A 22,403-nucleotide genomic window follows, 5' to 3' on the forward strand; every position below is an offset into this window, starting at 1 on the left:
GACGTCCCCGCGCCGCTCGCGTCAGACGGCGCTGGAACGGTCGGCGACCGCCTCGTCCCGTTCGAGGTCCTGCCGCAGGGCCCTGCGCGACGCCCGTGTCCCGACCACGGGGACCGCGTGGGTGATCGCCAGGTGGAGCCTCGTGTCGGCGTCGTACCGCAGCCGGAAGCGTTCGTGCCGGACGAGCCAGACGAGGGCGATCGCGAGGGCCACGAACCCCGATGCCGCACCGACGGCGATGGCCCAGCGCGGTCCCCAGGCGTCCGCCACGGCACCGACGATGGGGGCGCCGATGGGCGTGCCGCCCGCGAAGATCGCCATGTAGAGGGCCATCACGCGTCCGCGCATCGCGGGCTTCGTCGTGGTCTGCACGAGCGCGTTCGCGGTGGTCATGAACGTCAGCGACGCCAGTCCGACGAAGACGAGCACGACCGCGAAGGTCCAGTACGTCGGAGCGAGGGCGGCCGCGACGCACGCGATCCCGAACCCGGCGGAGGCGATCACGAGGGTGCGCATCCGCGGGCGGTCGCGCCGTGCCGAGAGCAGGGCGCCGGCGACCGAGCCGATCGCCATCACCGAGTTGAGCAGACCGAACTCACCGGCGCCCTTGTGGAACTCCACGCGGGCCATCGTCGAGGTGAAGATCGGGAAGTTCACGCCGAAGGTGCCGACGACGAAGATCATGCACAGCACCACGATGATGTCGGGCCGGGTGCGGACGTACTGGAAGCCCGCGACGATCTGCCCCTTGCCACGCTTCGCCCGGACGCGCTCGGCGAGCTGGGACGGGTCGATGAAGCGCAGGGCGACGAGGACCGCCAGGAACGACCCGGCGTTGATCACGAAGACCCAGCCGGAGCCGATCGCGGCGATGAGCACGCCGGCGACCGCGGGGCCGATCAGCCGTGCGGCGTTGAACGACGCGGAGTTCAGTGCGACGGCGTTCGCGACGTGCTCGCCCTGGACGACGTCGGACACGAAGGCCTGACGGATCGGGGTGTCGAACGCGGCGACGATGCCGAGGGCGAGCGCGAAGACGTAGAGCGACCAGAGCGTGGCGGTGTCCGTCAGCACCATGATCCCGAGGCCGAGTCCGAGCGCTCCCATCAGCCCCTGCGTGAGCATCAGCGTCCTCCGCCGGTCGAGCCGGTCGGCGGCGAGGCCGGTGAGGGGGAGGAGCAGCAGCTGCGGTCCGAACTGCAGCGCCATGGTGATGCCGACCGCGATCGCGTCGTTGTCGGAGAGCTTCGTCAGGACGATCCAGTCCTGCGCGGTGCGCTGCATCCAGGTGCCGACGTTGGAGACGAGGGCTCCGGCGAACCAGATGCGGTAGTTCTGGGTCGACAGGGAGCGGAACATGGCGGTCACTGCTGGGCCAGCCTCCTCATGATCTCGGTGGCGTCGGCGAGGGTCTGCCGCTCGGCCTCGGTGAGGTCGGCGAGGCGCGGTGTGAGCCAGCCGTCCCGACGTCGACGGGTCTCCTCGACGAAGGCGGCGCCCGCAGGTGTGGCGCAGAGCAGCACCTTGCGGCGGTCGTCCCCGTGCCCGTCCTTCGACACCAGACCACGCTCGATGAGCACGGCCACGGTCTTGGTCATGGACGGAGGCGTGACGCCGTCCTGGCGGCTGAGGTCGGCGAGGGTCATGGCACCGTCGCGGTGCAGCCGAGCGAGCGCGGAGAACTGCGCGTCGGTGACGCTCGAGTCGGCCTTCTGCGCGCGCAGCGTCCGTGACAGCCGGTTCACGGCGATGCGGAGGTCGGTGGCGTCGGTCACGGGTCGTTAGCCTACCTCATTAGTTCAGTGAACGAACTGGTTTGCGGGTGTAACCTTCCGTTGAGCAACAGGTGTTGCCGAGAGAGAAGGAGAACATGTCCGAGTTCGAGGGCAAGGTCGCCGTCGTCACCGGTGGTGGCAGCGGCATCGGCGAGGCGATCGCGAAGGAACTGGCCGCGGCCGGAGCGAAGGTCGTCGTCACCGACATCAAGGCCGACGCAGCGCAGCGGGTCGCATCGGAGATCGAGACCGCCGGCGGCACGGCCACCGCGTTCGAGGCCAACTCCGCCGTCGCCGCCGACAACGAGCGCATGGTGCAGCACGCGGTGGACACCTACGGTGCACTCCACCTCGCCGTGAACAACGCCGGCATCGGCGCCGCACCGCAGCCGATCGGCGAGTACGACGTCGCCGCGTGGGACCGCGTCCGAGCGGTGGACCTCGACGGCGTCTTCTACGGCCTCCGGTACGAGATCCCGGCCATGCTCACCTCCGGAGGCGGTGCCATCGTGAACATGTCGTCGGTGCTCGGCTCCGTCGGCATCGCGCAGAACGCCGCGTACGTGGCCTCGAAGCACGCGCTCGTCGGCCTGACCAAGGTCGCCGCGCTCGAGTACACGGCCAAGGGCGTCCGGACGAACGCCGTCGGCCCGGGCTTCATCGACACGCCGCTGGTGCGCTCGTCGCTGTCGGCCGAGGAGCTGTCCGCCCTCGAGTCCGAGCACGCGGCCGGCCGGCTCGGCACCGACGCCGAGGTGGCAGCGCTCGTGCTCTTCCTGCTGAGCGAGCAGGCGTCGTTCATCAGCGGCAGCTACCACCTCGTCGACGGCGGCTACAGCGCCCACTGACCCCGGTCGGACGGGAGGCGCGGTGATGGTGGGCGGTCCGGCCCACCAGCACCGCGCCTCCCGTCCGTCGCCGTGGGACGTCGGACCGTCAGCTGGCGTCGGCCGCGAGGATCGCGTCGTGGGGGAGCAGGGCGTGCACGCCCCACGTGCGGTTCGCGACCTGGGTCACCCGCATGCTCACCGCGACGCTCGCCATCGCGAGCGCCTCGGCGCGGGTGATGCCGTGCAGACCGGCGATCCAGTCGACCATGCGGTCGAGCGCGGTGGTCGTCGCGGCGTTCAGGTCCGCGTCGAACCCGAACGTGATCCGTCCGGCGGGGGTGTCCGCGTGGATGCCCGCGACCGGGGCGTCGTCGAGGAGCGTCAGCGTCATCGTCGTCGTCATGCCGCACTCGACCGCCGTGCCCGACACCTCGCCGTCGCCCTGCGCGGCGTGCCCGTCGCCGACGGACAGCAGCGCCTCCGGCACGGTGACCGGCAGGAACAGCGTGGCTCCGGCCACGAGCTCACGGCAGTCCACGTTGCCGCCGCCGACCGGCCGTGGCGGGATCGTCGAGTGCTCGCCGGTCGGCTCCGGCGGGAGGCCGACGACCCCGAGGAACGGCGCCGTCCGGACGCCGAGACCGAGCTGGTTGCGGGCGGTGCCGGCGACCGGGTCGACGTCCCAGAGCAGCGGGCCGCGGCTGGCCGGGTCGGCGAGACCGAGCGCACGGTTCAGCTCGGTGTCCACCCCGCCGGACGCGGTGTAGCCCCAGCCGTCCGGGACGAGGTCGTCGAAGCGCACGGCGAGGACCTGGCCCGGACGGGCTCCTGCGACGGCGATCGGTCCGACCAGGCAGTGGCCGCGGCGCGGGTCGATCAGCGTCGGCGCGTGGGCCCCCGGGTGGGACGGACGTTCCGTGTACCCGGCGGCGCTCAGCGTCCGGACCCTGAGGGTGTCGCCCGGTTCGACGCGGAGCACGGGGGTGCGCTCCGCGTCGAACACGTCGGCGGCGGTGTCGAGCGAGGCGTCGATGCGGTGGGAGGTCACCGGTCGATCCTCGCAGGCCCGAGCGCGTCCGTGCGGGTCCGGCCGGACTACTGGTGGAACTGGGGGATCGTCAGCCAGATCCCGGTGAGCACCGCGGCGATGCAGATCGCGAAGCAGACCGCGGCGCCCACCATCGCACCCGGCGGGGTCTTCCCCGACCGCGGCGTCTCCTCCGCGTACTGGGTGCGCTCGCCGCCGGCGTCGGCGGGCTGCCCGGTGCCGAGCAGGCGCAGGCCGAGCGTGTAGAGCAGCACCACGCCGACGGCGGCCACGAAGCCCACCCCCGCGACGGTGCCGATCGCCCCGAAGTCGATGTCCATCGTCCTGCCCCTCAGCTCTGCTGTGCGGCGGCCACGGGCTCGCGCTCCGTGTCGCCGTCGTGGATGTCGGCCGCCGAGATCGGCTTGCGCCGGGCCAACGAATAGAAGGTGAGGCCCGCCGCCAGCGCGAGCACGGCCACCAGGACCAGCCCGATCACCGACGTCGAGGCGAGCCACGTGGCCAGACCACCGACCAGCGCGGCAGCGGGCAGCGTGATCACCCAGGCGACGACGATCCGCCCCACGACGCCCCAGTGGACGTCGGCGAGCTTCTTGCCGAGGCCGGAGCCGACGACCGAACCACTCGTGACGTGCGTGGTGGAGAGCGCGAAGCCGAGGTGGGACGACACCAGGATCGTCGCGGCCGAGCTGGTCTCCGCCGCGAAGCCCTGCGGGGACTGCACGTCGGAGATCTTCTTGCCGACGGTCTGCATGATGCGCCAGCCGCCCGTGTAGGTGCCGAGGCCGATCGCCAGACCGCAGGCCAGGATCACCCAGATCTCCGGGCCGGTGCCCGCGTCCTGGTAGTTCGCGGCGATCAGGGTCAGCGTGATGACACCCATCGTCTTCTGCGCGTCGTTCGTCCCGTGGGCGAGCGACACCAGCGAGGCCGAGATGGTCTGGCCGTGCCGGAAGCCCGTCGCCGCACCGTGGGTCGTCGCGTTCTTCGTCAGCGTGTAGGCGAAGTACGTCGCCACCAGGGCGATGACGCCCGCGATCACCGGCGAGAGCAGCGCCGGCAGCACGACCTTCGACACCACCGTCGCCCAGTCGACCGAGTCCAGCCCGGCGCCGATGATCGAGGCGCCGATCAGACCGCCGAAGAGCGCGTGGGTGGAGGACGACGGCAGGCCGAAGTACCAGGTGGCGAGGTTCCAGAGGACGGCTCCCACCAGCCCGGCGAAGATCATCGTCGGGGAGATGTGGACACCGTCCTGGCCCTCGCGGATGATGCCCTGCGAGACGGTCTTGGCGACCTCGGTGGACAGGAACGCGCCGACCAGGTTGAGCACGGCGGAGATGAGCACGGCGGTCCGGGGCTTGAGTGCCCCCGTGGCGACCGACGTGGCCATGGCGTTGGCGGTGTCGTGGAACCCGTTCGTGAAGTCGAACACGAGGGCCACCACGATCACGAGCACGACGATGACGAGGACGTCCATGCGCGGAACGCTAGGCCCGCGCGGAGCCCGCTGCGTGAACGCCGAGTGAACAGGCGCGTGCCACGCCCGACCTGCGAGGATCGACAGGTGCCCACCTTCTCCGCAGCACGAGGCGACGCCTCGTTCACCGACGCCCACGGCGTCGAGATCGTCTACTCGACCTGGCGTGCTGCGCGGCCGAAGGGCATCGTGCAGATCGCGCACGGGGTCGGCGAACACGGCCTCCGGTACGAGCCCCTCGCGCAGGACCTCGTCCGGGCCGGCTACACCGTGCACGTCAACGACCACCGCGGGCACGGCCGGACCGGCCTCGGGCAGTGGGACGGCGACCACGCCAAGCTCGGTCGACTCGGACCCGGGGGACTCCGCGCGGCGATCGCCGCGGTCGAGCAGATGACGGCCGTCGCGAAGGAGGACACCCCTGGCGTCCCGCTCGTGCTGCTCGGACACTCGTGGGGCTCGCTGATGGCGCAGCGGATCGTCAACACGTCCTCGGCGTCGTACGACGGCGTCGTGCTCTCCGCCTCCGCCTACCGCCTGCCCGGGTGGATGAACAGCGGCGACCTGAACGCCCGTCACGCCGGGGCGGGGCCCACGAAGTACGAGTGGCTGACCCGCGACCGGGCGATCATCGACGCGGTCGCCGTCGACCCCCTCGCGGTCGAGGCCGACGTCATCGGCCTGTTCGGCCTGGCGGACACGCTGCGACTGCTCGGGGTCCCGCGACGCGGCATCCCCCACGACCTCCCGATGCTGCTGCAGGTCGGCTCCGAGGACTCCCTCGGCGGACCGCGGTCGGTCGAACGGCTGGCGCAGGCCTACCGGCGTCGGGGTGGGCTGTCGGACGTGTCGGTCCTGGTGTACGAGGGGGCGCGGCACGAGGTCTACAACGAGACCAACCGCGCCGAGGTGGTCGCCGACCTGGTCGGGTGGTTGGACCGCGTCACGTCGCGCTGACGCGGGGCGCGCGCGGACGGCGGACGGGAGGCGCGGGGCGGGCCGGCACCGCGCCTCCCGTCCGGAATAGGGTTGCGGCATGCACGGTGAGTACAAGGTCCCCGGGGGCAAGCTGGTCGTCGTCGACCTCGAGGTCGTCGACGGCGTCATCCAGCAGTTCCGTCTGGCGGGCGACTTCTTCCTCGAGCCCGACGACGCGCTCCCGCTCATCGACCAGGCCGTGACGGGCCTGCCGGCCACGACCGACGCCGCCGGGATCGCGGCGGCGGTCCGCGCGGCGCTGCCGGCGGACGCGGTCCTGCTCGGGTTCACGCCCGAGTCCGTCGGCGTCGCGGTCCGCCGGGCGCTGTCCCGCGCGTCGACGTGGCAGGAGTACGACTGGGAGATCGTCCACGAGGGGCCGATCAGCCCGAACGAGCACCTCGCGCTCGACCAGGTCCTCACCGAGGAGGTCGGGGCCGGCCGCCGTGGCCCGACGCTCCGGATCTGGGAGTGGGACCAGCCGGCCGTCGTCATCGGGTCGTTCCAGTCGTTGAAGAACGAGGTCGACCCCGAGGGGGCGGCGAAGTACGGCGTCGAGGTCGTCCGTCGCATCTCCGGCGGCGGGGCGATGTTCATGGACGCCGGCGCGATCATCTCGTACTCGCTGTACGTGCCGACCGACCTCGTGCAGGGCATGACGTTCGCCGACTCGTACGCCTACCTCGACGAGTGGGTGATCGAGGCACTCAAGTCCCTCGGCATCGAGGCGTACTACCAGCCGCTCAACGACATCTCGTCGACGAAGGGCAAGATCGGCGGCGCCGCGCAGAAGCGCCTCGGCACCGGGTCACTGCTGCACCACGCGACCATGAGCTACGACATGGACGGCGAGAAGATGGTGCAGGTGCTCCGGATCGGTCGCGAGAAGATGAGCGACAAGGGCACGACCTCGGCCGCCAAGCGGGTCGACCCGCTGCGGTCGCAGACCGGTCTGACGCGGGCCGAGATCATCGACCGGCTCATCGGGACCTTCACGAAGCTCTACGGTGCGCACGAGGGGCACGTGACCGACGCGGAGCGGGCCCGGGCGCAGGAGCTCGTCCGCACCAAGTTCGCGACGCGGGAGTGGCTCGAGCGGGTTCCCTGATCCGCGACGGGGTGCGCGCCGACGCGGTCGTGCCGGAGGACCGCAGCTACGACCCGCGGTGGTCGTCCTCGTCGGCCGGGTCGTCGTACGGGTCGTCGGCCTGGGTGCCGCTGGCGAGCGTCCGGCCGACGCCGTCGGGCCGGAAGGCCGTGCGCGAGAGCGGCGCGTACGCCACCCACCCCTCGGCTCCGCCCGGGACGTACGATCCCGAGTAGGTGACCTCGGTCTCGTCCTCGTCCTCGTCCGGCTCGTCGTCGTGGTCCTCGCCGCTCGCGGGGGACCGGGTACCGAGGAGCTTCCGGGTCAGCGCCGACCGCTCCGTGAGCAGCGAGTCGAGCGCGGTCTGCAGGTCGTCGTCGGACGGCTCGGCCCGGCGCAGTGCGGCACCCAGCACACTCCGTCGCATGAGCTCCTTGGCGAACGACCCGGTGGTCCCCTCGGCCCGTTCCGCCGCCGCCGTGAGGGCCTCGTCCGAGAACGGCAGGGCCGCCGCGTACCGGCGGAAGAGCCGGACCCGCTCGGCCGGTCCGGGCAGGGGGATCTCGACGGCGAGGTCCACGCGGCCGGGGCGGTCCGCCAGGGCGCGTTCGAGCACCGACACACGGTTCGTGGTCATCACGAACGCGACGTCGGCGTCTCCGTCGAGCCCGTCCAGGGCGTCGAGCACCTCGAAGAGGAGCGGTTGCGGGGAGCTGTGGCGTTCCATCGCGACGAGGTCGATGTCCTCGAGGACGACGATCGAGGGCTGGAACGTGCGCGCGATCTCGGCCGCCGCACCGATCGCCGCGATGCTCGACCCGGTCAGCAGGACCGCGGTGACGGCGGGCGTCCGGGCCAGCAGGTGCCGGATGGTGAGGGTCTTCCCCGTCCCGGGCGGACCGTAGAGCAGCACGCCGCGCTTGAGGTGCTGCCCGGCCGCGAGCAGGGCTTCGCGCTGTTCGCCGATGCCGACGACGTGGTCGGCGACCTCGTCGAGGACACCGTCGGCGAGGACGACCGCGTCGGCGGTGACGTCCGGCCGCCGCAGGAAGGTCGCGCCGGCGTCGGAGCCGTACTCGGACTGCACGAAGGACAGGACCTGACCGCGCAGGACGCTCCGCTCGATCATGAGCTCGCGGAGCCGGGTCAGGAAGGCGGTGCCGCCGTCCTGGTCTGCGGCGAGGATCTCCAGGCTCGCCCGCTGCCGCCCGTACTCGGGCTTCGCGGAGCGCTGCACGACGGCGATCGGCGTCCCCGCGAACGTCAGGAGGCGGAGGCCGAAGGACACGACCTGTCGTGTGGTGTCCGGCCCGGTCGCGCGCGGGGCGTAGCTCACGGGACCGACCGACCAGCGCGCGTTCGGGTGAGCGATGAACTCGCTGACCGAGCTGTGGAACCGGCTGTCGTCGCCGGCGATGCCGAGCAGCGCCTCCGGGGCCGGTCCGGCGAGCTCCTCGAGCGCGATGTCCGCGTCGACGAGACGGTGGTCGGGCAGATCCTCGGTGACCACGGGCACCGACTGCGGGTCGACGCCGAGGTGCTCGCGGACCCGCTCACCGATCGGAGTGAGCACCGCCTGCTGTTCGGATGCGGCCAGTTCGTTGGCGTGCTCGACGTAGCGCGCGAACGCTCGCATCAGGTCACGGTCGGCGTCGTCGAGCACGTCGCCATCCTGGCACGGGCCGTTCCCGGGCGGCCGGCCTGCGGGTCCCCAGAACTGGGGTCGATGCAATCGTATATTCCCGTGTCCGCACTTTGGGGGACGAGGTATCTTCCTGAGCAGACGTCAACGCCGCGGGTCCGAACTGGTCTCCCGGGCGTGGCGTCCCGGCACCGGTCAGCCGCCCTCGTCCCCGACGAGGGGAAGACGCCGTCTCCCCGGTACGACGACCCGAACCACGTGCCGGTGGTCTTCGGCGCGCCTCGGCGCGCAGGAACGGATCCCTCATGCACAGAATCGTCACCGGTGTCGTCGCAGGAGCCACCGGCGTCGCACTCCTCCTCGGCGGAGCCGGCTCGCTCGCACTCTGGAACGCCAACGCGTCGAGCGCGGCGGGCACGGTCCAGTCCGGGACGCTCTCCCTCACCGCGCTGGACGACGGGACCTGGACCGACGTCACGAACGGCCGGTCGACCACCATCGACCCGGCGGCTGTCCGCATGGTGCCCGGGAACAAGTACCAGTTCACGCAGACGCTGCTCATCGGGGCCACCGGCGACGACCTGACCGCCGACCTCACCTACGCGAGCCAGAGCATCACCGGGGACGCCGGCCTCATCGACGCGACCACCCGCACGCTCTCGGTCACGTCCGCGAGCGCCGACGTCGTCCAGCAGGCCGCGCCGCACGACGACACCTTCACGGTCTCGCCCTCCGCCGCCTCCTCGCGCGTCCGGGTCCTCTTCACGATCGAGTTGCCGCGCACGGCGACGACCGGTCAGGACGGTTCCGTCGACGTCGGCGGGCTGGCGTTCACGCTGACCCAGCGCGCGATCGGCTCCTGACCGAGCGCGCGAGCGCCGCCTGACGCGGTCGCCCCCGGCCCGGCGCACCGCCGCCGCCCCGTCCGTCCGCCGCCCCGACCGTCCACCGCCCCGCCGAGGAGTGATGATGACCACCAGCCCCGCGCCCCACCGGCGCCGCCACCGTGCGCGGTCCCGTCGTCGGTGGCCCTGGGCGCTCGGGGCCGTCGTGGCCGTCGCGGTCCTGGCGACCGTCGCCGGGACGGGCGGCACGTACGCGCTCTGGAACGCCGCGGCCGACACGGACGGTGCGACGATCCGCTCGGGCACGGCGTCGGTCATCGTCAGCCCGATGACCTCGACACGAGCGCCGGTGCTGGCCCCCGGAGCGAGCACCACCGGCACCTTCACGGCCCGCAACACGGGCTCGGTCCCGCTGTCCATGCGGGTGACGACGACGGCGACGAAGGTCTCCTACGTCGACGTCCCGGACAGCACCGTCCTCGGCGTCCAGACGCTCCGACTCAGTGCGGTCCGCGACGCCGCCGCGTGCCGGCCCGGCAACGGCGGTGCGAGCGGCGCCCTCGCGACCTTCGACACCGGCACCGGCTACTTCACGCTCCCCGTGGGCGTCACCGCGACGGCGTGCGTGGAGATCGTCCTGGCGTCCGACGCACCGCAGTCGGTGTCCGGCGCCGTGACCGACTTCACCCTCACGGTGACCGGGACGCAGGTGACGTCGTGATGCGCGGGCGCGTGGTCGTGGTCGCGCTGCTGGTCGGCCTGGTGGTGGTCGGCAGCCCGACCGCCGCGTGGGCGCTGTGGACCGCCACCGGGTCGACCGGCTCGAGCACGACGTTCGGCAAGCCCGCGGGTGCCCTCAGCGGTACCGCGGACATGACGGTGACCTTCTCGTCCACGGTCCGGTCGATGACGAAGCCCGTCACGCTCCAGAACACGGGCAACATCGCGGCGACCACCGTCACCAGCGTCACGGTCGTCTCCGGCAGCTCGGCGGCGTTGGCCCAGGCGGTCGACGTCGTCGCGTGGCCCGTGACGTCCTCGGCCTCCTGCGCCGACGCGACGCCCGTCGGGGCCGGGTCGGTCAGCGGGACGTGGGCCTCGTTGCCGAGCCTGTCGTCGACCCTCGAGCCGGGTGCGTCGGCGGTCTGGTGCACGCGGAGCACCGTCCGGGACACCGCCCCGGCCTCGAGCACCGCGAACGTCGTCGTCGGACTGACCGTCCAGCGGGGCGGCTGGACCTCCGCGGCGGTGTCCGGCGGGTTCTACCTGAACACCGCGGCGGCGGGCTCGTGACCGCGCTCGCGCCCCGCCGCGCCGCCCACCGTGGCAGTGCGCGCGCGTCGTTCCGCAGCGACCGTGCGCCGCGTCGTGCCGTGGCCAGGGACGGCGCGCCGGGTGGACTCGTCGCGGTCCTCCGAGCAGTGGCCGTCGGGGCAGCCGTCGGAGCCCTGGCGCTCGTCGCCGGCCTCGCACTGGTGCTCGTCGTCGTCCCCAAGGCCACCGGATCGGTGCCGTTGACCGTGCTGACACAGTCGATGGAACCGACGCTGCCGCCGGGCACGCTCGTCGTGGTGCGGCCGACCGACCCCGACGACGTCGCGATCGGCGACGTGGTGACCTACCAGCTCCGCTCCGGCGACCCGACGGTGGTGACGCACCGCGTCGTCGGGCGCACGACGACCTCGGACGGCTCGCGCGCCTTCGTGCTGCAGGGCGACGCGAACGCCGAACCCGACGCGGCTCCCGTCATCCCCGCGCAGGTCCGCGGAGTCGTCTGGTACAGCGTCCCCCTGGTCGGGTGGGCGAACCAGGCGGTCAACGGGTCGCGGTCCTGGCTGGTGCCGCTCCTCGCGGGCCTGCTCATCGCCTACGGCGCGGTGTCGGTGACGATCGGTGTGGTGCAGGCGGTCCGCCGGCGGCGCCGCGGGGCCCGGCACGCAGCCCGCCGGAGCGCAGCGCACCCGTGACCGCCGCGCACGGGCTCAGCCGGAGGTCGGACGCGACCGACCGACCAGGGCGAGCCGACGTCCGTTCGGGTGCCGCGCCTCCCGGCCGGTGGTGACGGCGGTGCGACCGGGCGGGCCGCCCGGGGAGGGGGGTCCCGGGCGACCGCGCAACCAGTGTGTGCGTCGTCCTGATGAACGAGGTGTGCGGATCACGAGAATCCTCCGCGCGGCTGATGTCGGGCTCCGGCACCCCACGTAGCCTCGTCAGCGTGAACTGGTTGATCCTCCTGGGGGCGATGGCCGCCGCGGCCGTCGTGGTGTGGATCGCCGATCGCGTGGGGTGGATCGACCTGTCGAACAAGGCCACACGCAGCGGCGGGTCCGGCGGTGTCATCTCGATGATGGACGAGGTGTTCGCACCCACCCGTCAGGAGACGCAGGCCGAGTACGAACGGCAGTCGCGCCTCCCACGAGAGGCCCCGACGCCGGCCGACGACGACCACGACCTGCTCAGCGGCAGCGTGCTCATCAAGGTGCCCGCGGTGCGCGGACCCGGTCGGCACGAGGCACGTGCCGGCACGCACGACCGCACCGCCTGACCGGCGACCCGCGTGACGCGGGTCAGCGCGTCGTGAGCTCCTGGTAGTCCGGGTGCCGCTCGATCCATGCACGCACGTAGCTGCACTGCGGGACGACCCGCAGCGACCCCTGACGGACGTCGTCGAGCGCGTGCTCGACGAGGATCGACGCGTGTCCGCCACCGCGGTGGGCCGGGTCGACCTCGGTGTGCACGAACCGGATCTCGTCGCCGTCGACCTCGTAGGCGGCGAAGCCGATGACCTCGCCGTCCTCGATGAGGGAGTACTGCTGCTTGTCGGTGTCGTTGCGGACCTCGGGTGATGCCATGACGACGACCGTACGCCCCGGCCCCGGAGAGGGACTGGTGGGGCACCTGCGAGAATGACCGCGTGCAGAGCGGAGACGACGGCGGCCCCGACCGGGTGGTCCTCGGCGACAACCTCGACGTGCTCCCGACCCTGCTCGACGGTGCGTTCACCCTCGTCTACCTGGACCCGCCCTTCAACACCGGTCGGTACCAGCGGCGGCACGCCAGTGCCGCGGTCGCGACGACCGGCGACGAGCCGCCGGCGACCTCGCGGGCCCGTCCGGAGACCCGGGTGACCGGGTTCCGGGGCAGGACGTACGAGCGCGTCCGCGGTGACCTCATGCGCTTCGACGACCGGTTCGACGACTACTGGTCGTTCCTCGAGCCGCGGCTGCTCGAGGCGTGGCGACTGCTCGCCGACGACGGCACGCTCTACCTGCACCTCGACTACCGCGAGTCGCACTACGCGAAGGTCCTGCTCGACGCGCTGTTCGGCCGCGACGCGTTCCTCAACGAGATCGTCTGGGCGTACGACTTCGGTGCGAAGTCCCGCTCCCGCTGGCCGACGAAGCACGACACGATCCTGGTCTACGTCAAGGATCCCTCGCGGTACTGGTTCGACTCCGCGGCCGTCGACCGCGAGCCGTACATGGCGCCGGGGCTCGTCACCGCCGAGAAACGTGAGCGCGGCAAGCTCCCGACCGACGTCTGGTGGCACACGATCGTGTCGCCGACCGGCAAGGAGAAGACCGGCTACCCGACGCAGAAGCCCGAGGGGGTCCTGCGACGCATCGTGCAGGCGTCCTCGCGCGAGGGCGACTGGGTCCTCGACTTCTTCGCGGGCAGCGGCACGACGGGTGCCGTCGCGCGGGCGCTCGGACGCCGCTTCGTGCTGGTGGACGACAACCCGGTCGCGATCGAGGTCATGCGGCAGCGTCTGCCCGGGGCGTCGTTCGAGACGGCGGGACCGCCCGCCGCCACTGCCGTCTGACGCGGAACGCCCGCCGTCACCGCGCTGGACGCGGTGACGGCGGGCGTTCCCCTCGTGTGGTCGCCTACTCGGCGGAGTGGCGGCCGTGCGGGTGGTCGTCGGTCGGACGGGAGGCGCGGGCCGCGTCCGCCACCGAGGTGTCGTCCGCACTCGTGGTCGCCTCCGGTGCCGTCCCGGCGGACGGAACGTCCTCCGGGGCGGCGACGTGGGCTGCCCGGGTCCGGATCGCCCCGGTCGTGACGGGCGGCTCGTCGACCGGCGCGGCGGCCGCGTGGGCACCGTGGGTGGTCGCGTCGGGCAGCGGTGCGCGGGTGTCGACCGGCTGCGGGGGACGGTGCTGTTCGGTCGACGTCTGCTGGACCGCGGTCCGCTCCTGCGTGACCGTCCCGCCGGCGGCGGAACGGGACGCCACGGACTGCGCCACGGCGGATCGCGGCTGGGCCGGCACGTCGGGCGACGTCGGGACGACCGCCATCGACCCGGTGTCCGGCGACACGAGCGACCCCGTGCCGGCGGCAGCGGACTGCGCGTCGACGGTGAGCCGGTCGGCGTCGTCCTTCGCCGCGTTCGCCTGCTCCTGCAGCGCCGACACCTTGCGGAGCGGCGGGACCCGGAAGAACCAGGTCAGGACGAAGGCGAGCAGGATGACCGCGAGGCCGACCCAGTAGACGACGACGGCAGAACTGCTGAACCCGACGAGGAACGGACGGGTCAGCCGCTTGTCGGCTCCGTTGAGGAACGACGTGTCGCTCGTGGCCGACGAGGACGACGAGTTCGCGCTGGAATCGCCCTCCTTCAGCTGCTTCACCAGCGACGGAGCGACCTCGTCCACCACGTTCCGGCGCTGGTCGGCGTTGGAGTAGTCCACCTGGAGCGTGCCGTCGACGACCTCGGCCTGCGCCTTCGACGCGGCCGTCTCGAGGGCCTGCTGCTCGGCGGCGGGCTTCGCCGCGGCGACCTGCTGCGCGATGACCGACTCGGCGGAGGCGGCGGGGACACGGCCCGCGGCGACCTGCTGCTGCACCGCGGCGGAGACCTGCTGCGTGACCGCGGCGTCCGCGGCCTCCTTGGCCTGGACGGCACCCTTGTTCAGGCCGTCCTGCACGTTCTGCTTGACCGGGTCGACGATCTTGTTCCAGATCTGGTCCATCACGCCCTTGTTGTCGGAAGCGTTCGCGACCGACGGCGTGAGTGCGGCGTTGAGGGCGGGCTTGAGGTCGCTCTCGTGCTGCATGGCCGTCGTGATGTTCGTCGGCATGAGGGTGAAGAGCACGGAGAGCAGCACGGCGGTGCCCATCGTGCCGCCGATCTGACGGAAGAAGGTCGCAGCGCTCGTGGCCACACCGATGTCCCGGGGGCTCACGGAGTTCTGCGCGGCGAGCGTCAGCGTCTGCATGAGCTGGCCGAGCCCGAGGCCGATCCCGAACATGCCGATCATCAGGAACCACAGGGGGCTGTCGGCCGTCAGGAAGGTCAGGACGGTGAACCCGATGGCGGTGAACGCCGTACCCGTGATCGGGAAGACCTGGTACTTGCCGGTGCGCGAGATGATCTGACCGGACGCGATCGAGGCGATCATCAGACCGAGGACCATCGGCAGCATGGAGAACCCGGACTCGGTCGGGGTGACGCCCTTCACGATCTGCAGGTACAGCGGGATCGTCAGCATCGCGCCGAACATGCCGAAGCCGACGAGGACGGACAGCACGGCGGCCATCGAGAACACCCGCGAGCCGAAGAGCTTCAGCGGCAGGATCGCGTCGTCGCCCATGGCCCGTTCGACGATCACGAAGGCGATGAGACCGGCGGCGCCGATGCCGTAGCACGCGAAGGCGCCGGCGGAGCTCCATCCCCACTCGCGACCCTGCTCGGCGATGAGGAGCAGCGGCACGAGCGTGACGATGACGAGGCTCGCGCCCCACCAGTCGATGCGCGGCTTGCCGCGCTCGCCGAACTTCGGCAGGTGCAGGAAGGTCAGCACCATGACCAGCGCGCCGATGCCGATCGGCACGTTGATCAGGAACACCCAGCGCCAGCCGGAGATGAAGACGATCTCGCTCGCGCCGGCGAAGAGACCGCCGACCAGCGGGCCGATGACGCTGGAGATGCCGAACACCGCGAGGAAGTAGCCCTGGTACTTGGCGCGCTCGCGGGGCGCGAGCATGTCGCCCATGATCGCCAGCGGCAGGGACATCAGACCGCCCGCCCCGAGGCCCTGCAGTGCGCGGAAGCCCGCGAGCATGAGCATCGATGTCGAGAACGACGCCAGGAGCGAGCCGACGATGAAGATGCCGATCGCGGTGAGGAACAGCGGGCGGCGTCCGAAGATGTCGGACAGCTTGCCGTAGATGGGCGTCGTGACCGTGCTCGCGATGAGGTAGCCGGTGGTCACCCACGCCTGCTGGTCGAGGCCGTGGAGGTCGTCGCCGATGGTGCGGATGGCGGTGCCGACGATCGTCTGGTCGAGGGCGCCGAGGAACATCCCGGCCATCAGGCCGTAGATCACCAGCAGGATCTGCCGGTGGTTCATCACGGCGTTCGACGAGGTCGTCGGCGCCGCGGGTGCGGTCGCGGTCTGGGTCATGTGCAGGGTCTCCCGAAAACTTTGCGCTGGCTGCAAAGTTACATCAGCCGCAAGGTCAGCGTCCGCGTCGAGGCGGGTTCCTGAGTGGATCGGCAGCCCCGGTGTCGGTTCGGTGGCTGCCACTCAGCGGGGCCGCCCGGATGGGAGGCCCGACGCCGTCACGCTACGCCCGGGCGTGCGCGGGGGTTGCGATCGTCCGCTGAAGGGAGCTCGGACACGACGGCGCCCGGACGCGTCACTGCGAGCGACGGCATCCGGGCGCCGTGGTGCGCCGGTGTCGGATCAGGCGCCGAGGGCGGCGTCCACGATCTCCTTCGCCTCGCGCTGCACCTGCTCGAGGTGCTCCTGTCCGACGAAGCTCTCGGCGTAGATCTTGTAGACGTCCTCGGTGCCCGACGGACGAGCCGCGAACCAGGCCTTGTCGGTGACGACCTTGACGCCGCCGACGGCCGCGTCGTTGCCCGGCGCCTTCGACAGCTTCGCCGTGATGGGGTCGCCCGCGAGCGTCTCGGCGGTGATCGCGTCGCCGTCGAGCTTGCCGAGCCGCGCCTTCTGCTCCTTGCTCGCCGCCGCGTCGACCCGCTGGTACACGGGGTCGCCGAAGCGCTCGGTGAGCTCGTCGTACAGCTCGGACGGGGACTTGCCCGTGACGGCGGTGATCTCGGACGCCAGCAGCGCCAGGATGATGCCGTCCTTGTCGGTGGTCCAGGCGGTGCCGTCCTTGCGGAGGAACGACGCCCCCGCGGACTCCTCGCCGCCGAACGCCACCGAACCGTCGATGAGCCCCGGCACGAACCACTTGAACCCGACGGGGACCTCCCACAGGCGACGGCCGAGCGACTCCGCGACCTTGTCGATGATGCTCGACGACACCAGCGTCTTGCCGATCGCGGCGTCGTCGCGCCACTCGGGCCGGTGCGCGTACAGGTACTCGATCGCGACGGCCAGGTAGTGGTTCGGGTTCATCAGGCCGCCGTCCGGCGTGACGATGCCGTGGCGGTCGGAGTCCGCGTCGTTGCCGGTCAGGACGTCGAACTCGTCCTTCCGCGCCACGACGGAGGCCATCGCGCTCGGGCTCGACGGGTCCATGCGGATCTTGCCGTCCCAGTCGAGCGTCATGAACGCCCACGTCGGGTCGACGTCGGGGTTCACCACGGTGAGGTCGAGACCGTAGTGGTCGCGGATCCGGTTCCAGTACGGCAGGGACGCCCCGCCCAGCGGGTCGGCGCCGATCTTCACACCGGCACGCTTGATGGCGTCGATGTCGATGATGTTCTCGAGGTCGGCGACGTACGCGCTGAGGAAGTCGTAGCGGTCCGGCGTCGCGTCCTCGGTGCGCTGCACCTCGGCGTTGCCGCCCTCGATGATGGCGTTCGCCCGGTTCGCGATCCACGACGTGGCGTCGCTGTCCGCGGGGCCGCCGTGCGGCGGGTTGTACTTGAAGCCGCCGTCGCGGGGCGGGTTGTGGCTCGGCGTGATCACGATGCCGTCGGCGGTGTCCGGGTGGCCGGCGCGGTTGTAGGCGATGATCGCGTGGCTCAGCGCCGGCGTCGGCACGAAGCCGTCGTCGCTGTCCGCCAGCACGTGCACGCCGTTGGCCGCCAGGACCTCGAGTGCGGTGCGCTCCGCGGGCGCCGACAGGGCGTGCGTGTCGCGGCCGATGAAGAGCGGACCGTCGGTGCCCTGGGCGGTGCGGTACTCGACGATCGCCTGCGTGATCGCGGCGATGTGGGTGTCGTTGAAGGCCGTGTCGAGGGAGGAACCGCGGTGCCCGGAGGTGCCGAAGACGACTTTTTGCTCGGGGACCGAGACGTCCGGAACGCGCTCGTGGTAGGCGGCGATGAGGGCGTCGAGGTCGACGAGGTCGTCTGCAGTGGCGGGCGTGCCGGCGCGGTCGTTCATGGGACCATCCTGGCACCCCGGTCCTCCGGGCGTTCGGCCCGTATCCGACATGTCGGGCGGAGCGGTACGGTCGGGGCATGGGGGAGACGATCCGTGCCGACGCTGCGCTGCTCGCGGCGGTGGAGGCCGGTGACGGGGCGACCCTGCACACCGAGGCCGGTGCGGTCGTCTCGTGGCCCGCGCTCCACCTGCTGGCTGTCCACGGCTTCCGGTGGGCGCCGTCGGACCCCGGAGACGCCGACAGTGGTCCGTCCGGTACCCGCCTCCACGTCGAGCTGACGATCGAGCACGCCGCGCACGCCGGACTGGTGCTCGCCGCGACGCCGGCGCGGTTCATCGAGCGGTCGTTGGGGACGGAACTCGCGTTCAGCCTCGCCGAGGGCTCGTCCCGACTCGCGCCGGACCGTCTGACGGCGATGGCCGAGCGCCGATCACCTCGCGACGCCACCTTCGTCGTGACCGGCGCGGGATCGCGCGCACTCGGCGGGGTGCTCACCGTCCAGCGTGGCCCCCGCTCCGTCCTCGAGTCGCTCCGGTGCATGGTCGCGTTGCCGGGGATGACCGACGATCTCCGCGCGGTCCGTGACGCACTGGAGGCGGGCCTCCAGTCCGTCATGCTCGGTCGCCACCCGCGGTCGGCACAGTTCTCGACGAGCCGCGGGCGCGTCGACGGCGTCGTCGACACGGCCATCGCGGGGCCGCCGGCCCCGCTCGGTGTGTTCTCCGGAACGCGCGAGACGCGCGCCCGTGGCTTGGCGGTCGCGGCCGCGTCACTCGGCGGCCACACGGTCGGCCCGGGCCCGTCTCGGGGAGTCGTCTTCTGGTTCGACGGCACGGAACAGGCTCGTTGGTCCGGCGCTGCGGCGCTGGCAAGTGGGCTGCGGGACCTGCAAGCAGGTGCCATGCATTCCGGGGACTTGCGAAGGCGTGCCGAGGTCCGTCACGATGGCACCCGTACGGGGGGACAGTGATGGGTGCAACGGGGTGGCGGATTGATCCTGCAGGGGTCGAATCCGTGATGAACGACGTGAACGGTTCAGTGAACGGCACCGCGAGCGCACTGCAGTCGGTGCAGGGCGGTGTTGCCGAGGTCGCGGGCGGTGCGGGCGCCATCGTGAACGAGGCACTGGGTGCGTTCCTGACGAAGACGCAGGACGACGTCGACCAGGTCACCTACCGGCTGATCGGTGGGGTCCAGGGTGTGACGAACGCCGTCGACGCCTACCGGGCTGGGGACCTCGAGATGGCGGCGAATGCGCAGCGCGCCGGGCTGTCGGCGCACGAGAGCCACGACGTGTCGTTCTTCATCCGCGCGGCGGAGGCACGACGGTGAGCGGCGTCGGGTACGGCGACCACGGGTTGGTCGATCCGGACGGCATCCCCGGTGCAGACCTGGACCTGGCAGTCGTGTCCTCCGGCGCCGGCACGATCAAGTCCGGCGGCCAGTCCATGAAGACCGTCGCCGACGACCTGCCGTCGAAGTGGCAGCGGTTGTCGGGCGTGTACGAGTCGCCGGAGTCCGAACAGGTGTTCGCCCTGATGGACCCCGTGACGGACGACGTCCACACGATCGGCACTGTCGCGCGGAAGGTCGCGTCGGCGCTCGAGACCTACGCGTCGGCCGCGGCTGATCCGAAGCGCAAGCTCGACGAGCTGCGGGTGGAAGCCACTGCGTTCGTCGCGAAGGTGGAGCACGGCGTTCCACGATTCGAGTCTGCCTTCACGCCGAAGGCCGAAGCGCCGGTGTCGGGATCCTGGAACGCGTACCAGCCCGAGAAACCCACACCGCAGTCGAAGACCGTGCCGTGGTACGAGGACGTCGGCACCCGGTACGAGAACGACCAGCTGGTCCAGCGGATCAACGAACAGGTCGGGTTGTTGCAGGCGGCGCAGGCGGAGTGCGCCCTCGCGATCAAGAAGGCTGCCGGTGCCTCCGTCAAGAAGGCTTTCGTGGCTCCGTCCGAGAGCGACCTCAATGCTCGGGGCGTCGACCTGCCTTGGTCGCGCGTGGGGACCGCCGAGGGCAAGACGTGGACCGAGCAGTTCGAGGATGGCTTCAAGGACGATCTGCTGAAGACCCTGAGCGGCCTCCTGCACCTCGGCGGCTGGGACAACAGCGGCGATTGGAGCTGGGGAAACCTCGGGTCAGCGTGGAAGGGCGCGGCCGACGGCGCTGTTGCGTTCAGCCTGCTCGTGAACCCGATGGCGTGGCTCGACGCGGCGGTGAATCCGAAGGGTCAGGCAGGGCAGACGCTCGGCGCGATGGGAGATGCGGCTCAGGACTGGTGGAAGGGCGCACGCGAGCACCCGGGCATCGCGGCCGGAGCGGCGGCATCGGCTGTGGGGACGAGTTTCCTCGGGCCCGAAGGCTGGGCGGGGCGTGCGGGTCGGGCTGAGGAGCTTGCATCAGGCCTCGGGAAGTTCGGAATGCGCGGCGTCGAGGCTGACGTTCGGGCGTGGGTGAAGGGAGGCGCAACGCAGTCGAACGTCGACGCACTCGCAGACCTCGTGGACCGCGAGTACGCGAAGTGGACCCAGACGAGCGGATACTCGCCCGCGCTGGGTGTGGGGGATGACGCGTTCGCGAACTTCTTCCACGACGAGCTGGATCGCTTCGCGCGAGAACATCCCGACTTCCACCGTGCCTTCGACGCTGACGCGATCCCACGCGGCGTCGAGTCGTCCGCGTTCGTCGAGCGCGGAGGACTGCAGTACGCCGAGGAGCACGGCGGCCATGCGATCGAACGACACGTCCCGCCGACGGCGCTGAGTAAGGAGTCACTCGATGAATTCGTCAAATCCCGGTACAAGGGTGAGAAAGAAAACAGTGCGTACTCACTCCCCGTGAGGGAAGTCGACAAGGTGGTTGCGTCAACTCTCGATTTCAATCACACGTCCATCCAGCAGTGGATCGAGGCGAAACGATTGGGCGTGATCAAGAAGCCGACGCAAGAATTTGAATGGCCCTCCGATACAGTGATCGGTCGGTACTTCCACCCGGACGGAATGCCGCCCATGCGTGATGCTTCTGTCGTGCGGGTCGTGCTCAAGTACCTCCCGGATGGACATCCCCCGTACTCGATCGTCACGACCTACCCACGAGAGGCCCTCAGTGGATAATCACGAGTACTACAAGGCCGTTGCATCGCGCGCTCCGGGATTCAAGTCGTTGTTGACCGCTGAGTTCAATTACGACTGGGATCTCGACTGGCCGGACGTCGAGTCCGTCCTCGTCAACGACTTCGATGAGGCGTCAATTTTGGAGAACATTCAATACCGAGACGAACTGGATTACTTGCTGTTGGAGCTGCCGACTGACAGGGCCGTTGACGGCTTCTTCATGTTCGTGGGTAGCGGTCTCTCACCGAAAGTGGACCTCGGGCAGTCGGCGCGTTCGTGGATGGTCGAACTCCGCGATCGTGCTGCGCGGAACGTCGAAACGAAGTCCGCCGAGTGACCGAGTACTGGGCAGTCCTGACCAGGGCCAGGTCTTCGGGGAGGGACGCATGACGGCACACGCCGTGCGTACGGGGGAGTCCTACTTCCCGAGCGTCGAGCGCGCGAACGAAGCGGTGGCCTACGCGCTCGACTTCAATCACGAGCGCATCAGACGTTGGGTCGCGGTGGGCGCTCCACGCCCGCTGCGGATCTACGCCGTCCCTGGCGGCGTGATCGGTCGGGGGAATCCCTTCATGGAGCCGCAGGACCTCGAAGCTGTGCGCGCCGTGCTCGTCGGGTCGTCGGACAGCCCCTCGGGCTACACGGTGTTCACGGCGTACCCCGCGGTCGCGAGCATCACGGCGCGCAACTTCCACGGGTTCGATGACTTCGTCGGGTCGTACTTCCATCAAGACTGGGCGGAAGAGACGTACTCGGCGGAGCAGGCGCTCGAGGACTACCTCGCACAGACCTCGTCCGACGAGCAGCATGTGCTGCTCGAGGACGTTCGCGATCTGGACCAGATCCTCCCGGACGAGTCGGCACTCGGCGGACGCTTGATCGAACTCGACTGCAACTACGTCCCTGCGGACGACGGACTCGACGACCGCGCGTGGTTGCGCAATGTCGGGGCGCGGGTCGAGCGTCAACTCAGCAACAGAAAAGAGCGATGACCGACGACGTGATGCGCCGGCGGACGTGTCGCACGGGGTCAGCCCGGTTCTCTGCCGATGAGCGCACGATCGGTTCCTACCCGGACACCGCGATCCGCGCGGCGGAAGCGCGGTTCGATGCCTGGTCGAACCGCGGCATGGTGAAGCCGCTGCGCCTGAGCTTCCGCCCCGATGGCGGCGCTCCCGTGGGCCACGGAGCGCCGTTCGGTGAGGAATTTCCGCTCGACACCGTGCAGGTTGTCATTGCGAAGCACCCCGGCGATCCCTGACGGCATTCGGTGGCGTCGGTCTACCTCT

At 70.9% G+C, this 22,403-nt stretch carries 24 protein-coding genes; 15 read left to right on the forward strand and 9 right to left on the reverse strand.

Features of this window, described 5'->3' with window-relative positions:
• Positions 1–21: 21 nt before the first annotated feature.
• Both AAEP86_RS07210 and AAEP86_RS07215 read right to left on the reverse strand, forming a co-directional pair.
• Positions 22–1,368 carry an MFS transporter gene (locus tag AAEP86_RS07210; RefSeq protein WP_420369862.1) on the reverse strand — a complete coding sequence of 449 codons (1,347 nt, stop codon included), beginning with the start codon at positions 1,366–1,368 and terminating at the stop codon, positions 22–24.
• On the reverse strand, positions 1,365–1,775 hold the full coding sequence (locus AAEP86_RS07215) for a MarR family winged helix-turn-helix transcriptional regulator (protein ID WP_420369863.1): 411 nt from the start codon (positions 1,773–1,775) through the stop codon (positions 1,365–1,367). The genes AAEP86_RS07210 and AAEP86_RS07215 overlap by 4 nt, the downstream gene beginning before the upstream one ends.
• Before the next feature lie 95 nt (positions 1,776–1,870).
• On the opposite strand from AAEP86_RS07215, the gene AAEP86_RS07220 reads away from it, so the two are divergent.
• Positions 1,871–2,623, forward strand: a complete 753-nt coding sequence (locus tag AAEP86_RS07220; RefSeq protein WP_420369864.1) for an SDR family NAD(P)-dependent oxidoreductase — start codon at positions 1,871–1,873, stop codon at positions 2,621–2,623.
• 88 nt (positions 2,624–2,711) lie between these two features.
• Here AAEP86_RS07220 and AAEP86_RS07225 read toward each other — a convergent pair whose 3' ends face one another.
• Genes AAEP86_RS07225 through AAEP86_RS07235 form a run of 3 tightly spaced genes read right to left on the reverse strand, consistent with a single transcriptional unit; the run spans position 2,712 to position 5,133 of the window.
• Positions 2,712–3,653: an acetamidase/formamidase family protein gene (locus AAEP86_RS07225; protein ID WP_420369865.1), complete on the reverse strand. Its 942-nt coding sequence runs from the start codon at positions 3,651–3,653 to the stop codon at positions 2,712–2,714.
• Positions 3,654–3,700: 47 nt separating this feature from the next.
• Positions 3,701–3,973, reverse strand: coding sequence for a hypothetical protein (locus AAEP86_RS07230; RefSeq protein WP_420369866.1), 273 nt, complete (start codon positions 3,971–3,973; stop codon positions 3,701–3,703).
• 11 nt (positions 3,974–3,984) lie between these two features.
• On the reverse strand, positions 3,985–5,133 hold the full coding sequence (locus AAEP86_RS07235; protein ID WP_420369867.1) for an inorganic phosphate transporter: 1,149 nt from the start codon (positions 5,131–5,133) through the stop codon (positions 3,985–3,987).
• 87 nt (positions 5,134–5,220) lie between these two features.
• Between AAEP86_RS07235 and AAEP86_RS07240 the strand changes: the two genes are divergently transcribed.
• Positions 5,221–6,090: an alpha/beta hydrolase gene (locus AAEP86_RS07240; RefSeq protein ID WP_420369868.1), complete on the forward strand. Its 870-nt coding sequence runs from the start codon at positions 5,221–5,223 to the stop codon at positions 6,088–6,090.
• A gap of 79 nt (positions 6,091–6,169) precedes the next feature.
• Complete coding sequence (locus tag AAEP86_RS07245; RefSeq protein ID WP_420369869.1) at positions 6,170–7,219, forward strand: lipoate--protein ligase family protein; 1,050 nt, start codon at positions 6,170–6,172, stop codon at positions 7,217–7,219.
• A gap of 46 nt (positions 7,220–7,265) precedes the next feature.
• Here AAEP86_RS07245 and AAEP86_RS07250 read toward each other — a convergent pair whose 3' ends face one another.
• The gene (locus AAEP86_RS07250) at positions 7,266–8,861 is read right to left on the reverse strand and encodes an AAA family ATPase (RefSeq protein ID WP_420369870.1); all 1,596 of its coding nucleotides are present in this window, start codon (positions 8,859–8,861) and stop codon (positions 7,266–7,268) included.
• Positions 8,862–9,145: 284 nt separating this feature from the next.
• On the opposite strand from AAEP86_RS07250, the gene AAEP86_RS07255 reads away from it, so the two are divergent.
• The 5 genes from AAEP86_RS07255 (at position 9,146) to AAEP86_RS07275 (ending at position 12,230) form a co-directional block, all read left to right on the forward strand.
• A complete protein-coding gene (locus AAEP86_RS07255) occupies positions 9,146–9,703 on the forward strand; it encodes an alternate-type signal peptide domain-containing protein (protein ID WP_420369871.1) in 558 nt (185 codons plus the stop codon).
• Positions 9,704–9,809: 106 nt separating this feature from the next.
• The gene (locus tag AAEP86_RS07260) at positions 9,810–10,406 is read left to right on the forward strand and encodes a TasA family protein (RefSeq protein WP_420369872.1); all 597 of its coding nucleotides are present in this window, start codon (positions 9,810–9,812) and stop codon (positions 10,404–10,406) included.
• A complete protein-coding gene (locus tag AAEP86_RS07265) occupies positions 10,406–10,978 on the forward strand; it encodes a hypothetical protein (RefSeq protein WP_420369873.1) in 573 nt (190 codons plus the stop codon). The genes AAEP86_RS07260 and AAEP86_RS07265 overlap by 1 nt, the downstream gene beginning before the upstream one ends.
• Before the next feature lie 80 nt (positions 10,979–11,058).
• Complete coding sequence (locus tag AAEP86_RS07270) at positions 11,059–11,652, forward strand: signal peptidase I (protein ID WP_420369874.1); 594 nt, start codon at positions 11,059–11,061, stop codon at positions 11,650–11,652.
• Positions 11,653–11,900: 248 nt separating this feature from the next.
• Positions 11,901–12,230 (forward strand): hypothetical protein, encoded by a 330-nt coding sequence (locus AAEP86_RS07275; RefSeq protein ID WP_420369875.1) that lies wholly within the window; start codon positions 11,901–11,903, stop codon positions 12,228–12,230.
• A gap of 22 nt (positions 12,231–12,252) precedes the next feature.
• Here AAEP86_RS07275 and AAEP86_RS07280 read toward each other — a convergent pair whose 3' ends face one another.
• Positions 12,253–12,537 (reverse strand): GNAT family N-acetyltransferase, encoded by a 285-nt coding sequence (locus AAEP86_RS07280; protein WP_420369876.1) that lies wholly within the window; start codon positions 12,535–12,537, stop codon positions 12,253–12,255.
• A 62-nt stretch (positions 12,538–12,599) separates the two neighbouring features.
• Between AAEP86_RS07280 and AAEP86_RS07285 the strand changes: the two genes are divergently transcribed.
• Complete coding sequence (locus tag AAEP86_RS07285) at positions 12,600–13,508, forward strand: DNA-methyltransferase (RefSeq protein ID WP_420369877.1); 909 nt, start codon at positions 12,600–12,602, stop codon at positions 13,506–13,508.
• Between the two features lie 64 nt (positions 13,509–13,572).
• On the opposite strand, the gene AAEP86_RS07290 is transcribed toward AAEP86_RS07285, so the two are convergent.
• Both AAEP86_RS07290 and pgm read right to left on the reverse strand, forming a co-directional pair.
• Positions 13,573–16,092, reverse strand: a complete 2,520-nt coding sequence (locus tag AAEP86_RS07290; RefSeq protein WP_420369878.1) for a DHA2 family efflux MFS transporter permease subunit — start codon at positions 16,090–16,092, stop codon at positions 13,573–13,575.
• A gap of 282 nt (positions 16,093–16,374) precedes the next feature.
• The gene (gene pgm / locus AAEP86_RS07295) at positions 16,375–17,994 is read right to left on the reverse strand and encodes a phosphoglucomutase (alpha-D-glucose-1,6-bisphosphate-dependent) (RefSeq protein WP_420369879.1); all 1,620 of its coding nucleotides are present in this window, start codon (positions 17,992–17,994) and stop codon (positions 16,375–16,377) included.
• A 77-nt stretch (positions 17,995–18,071) separates the two neighbouring features.
• Here pgm and AAEP86_RS07300 point away from each other — a divergent pair, with 77 nt between their 5' ends.
• The 6 genes from AAEP86_RS07300 to AAEP86_RS07325 are packed head-to-tail and all read left to right on the forward strand — an operon-like array spanning position 18,072 to position 22,375.
• Positions 18,072–18,965 carry a DUF6177 family protein gene (locus AAEP86_RS07300; protein WP_420369880.1) on the forward strand — a complete coding sequence of 298 codons (894 nt, stop codon included), beginning with the start codon at positions 18,072–18,074 and terminating at the stop codon, positions 18,963–18,965.
• Entirely contained in the window at positions 18,965–19,327 is a 363-nt protein-coding gene (locus AAEP86_RS07305; protein ID WP_420369881.1) for a DUF6507 family protein, read from the forward strand. Before AAEP86_RS07300 ends, AAEP86_RS07305 begins: the two co-directional genes overlap by 1 nt.
• Positions 19,324–21,114, forward strand: a complete 1,791-nt coding sequence (locus AAEP86_RS07310; protein WP_420369882.1) for an RNase A-like domain-containing protein — start codon at positions 19,324–19,326, stop codon at positions 21,112–21,114. The genes AAEP86_RS07305 and AAEP86_RS07310 overlap by 4 nt, the downstream gene beginning before the upstream one ends.
• Positions 21,107–21,451: a hypothetical protein gene (locus AAEP86_RS07315; RefSeq protein WP_420369883.1), complete on the forward strand. Its 345-nt coding sequence runs from the start codon at positions 21,107–21,109 to the stop codon at positions 21,449–21,451. Before AAEP86_RS07310 ends, AAEP86_RS07315 begins: the two co-directional genes overlap by 8 nt.
• Positions 21,452–21,500: 49 nt before the next feature.
• The gene (locus AAEP86_RS07320) at positions 21,501–22,106 is read left to right on the forward strand and encodes a contact-dependent growth inhibition system immunity protein (protein ID WP_420369884.1); all 606 of its coding nucleotides are present in this window, start codon (positions 21,501–21,503) and stop codon (positions 22,104–22,106) included.
• On the forward strand, positions 22,103–22,375 hold the full coding sequence (locus AAEP86_RS07325) for a hypothetical protein (RefSeq protein WP_420369885.1): 273 nt from the start codon (positions 22,103–22,105) through the stop codon (positions 22,373–22,375). The genes AAEP86_RS07320 and AAEP86_RS07325 overlap by 4 nt, the downstream gene beginning before the upstream one ends.
• The last annotated feature ends 28 nt before the right edge of the window (positions 22,376–22,403 follow it).

The sequence above is a fragment of the Curtobacterium sp. L1-20 genome, assembly GCF_048755855.1.
Classification (GTDB): Bacteria; Actinomycetota; Actinomycetes; order Actinomycetales; family Microbacteriaceae; genus Curtobacterium.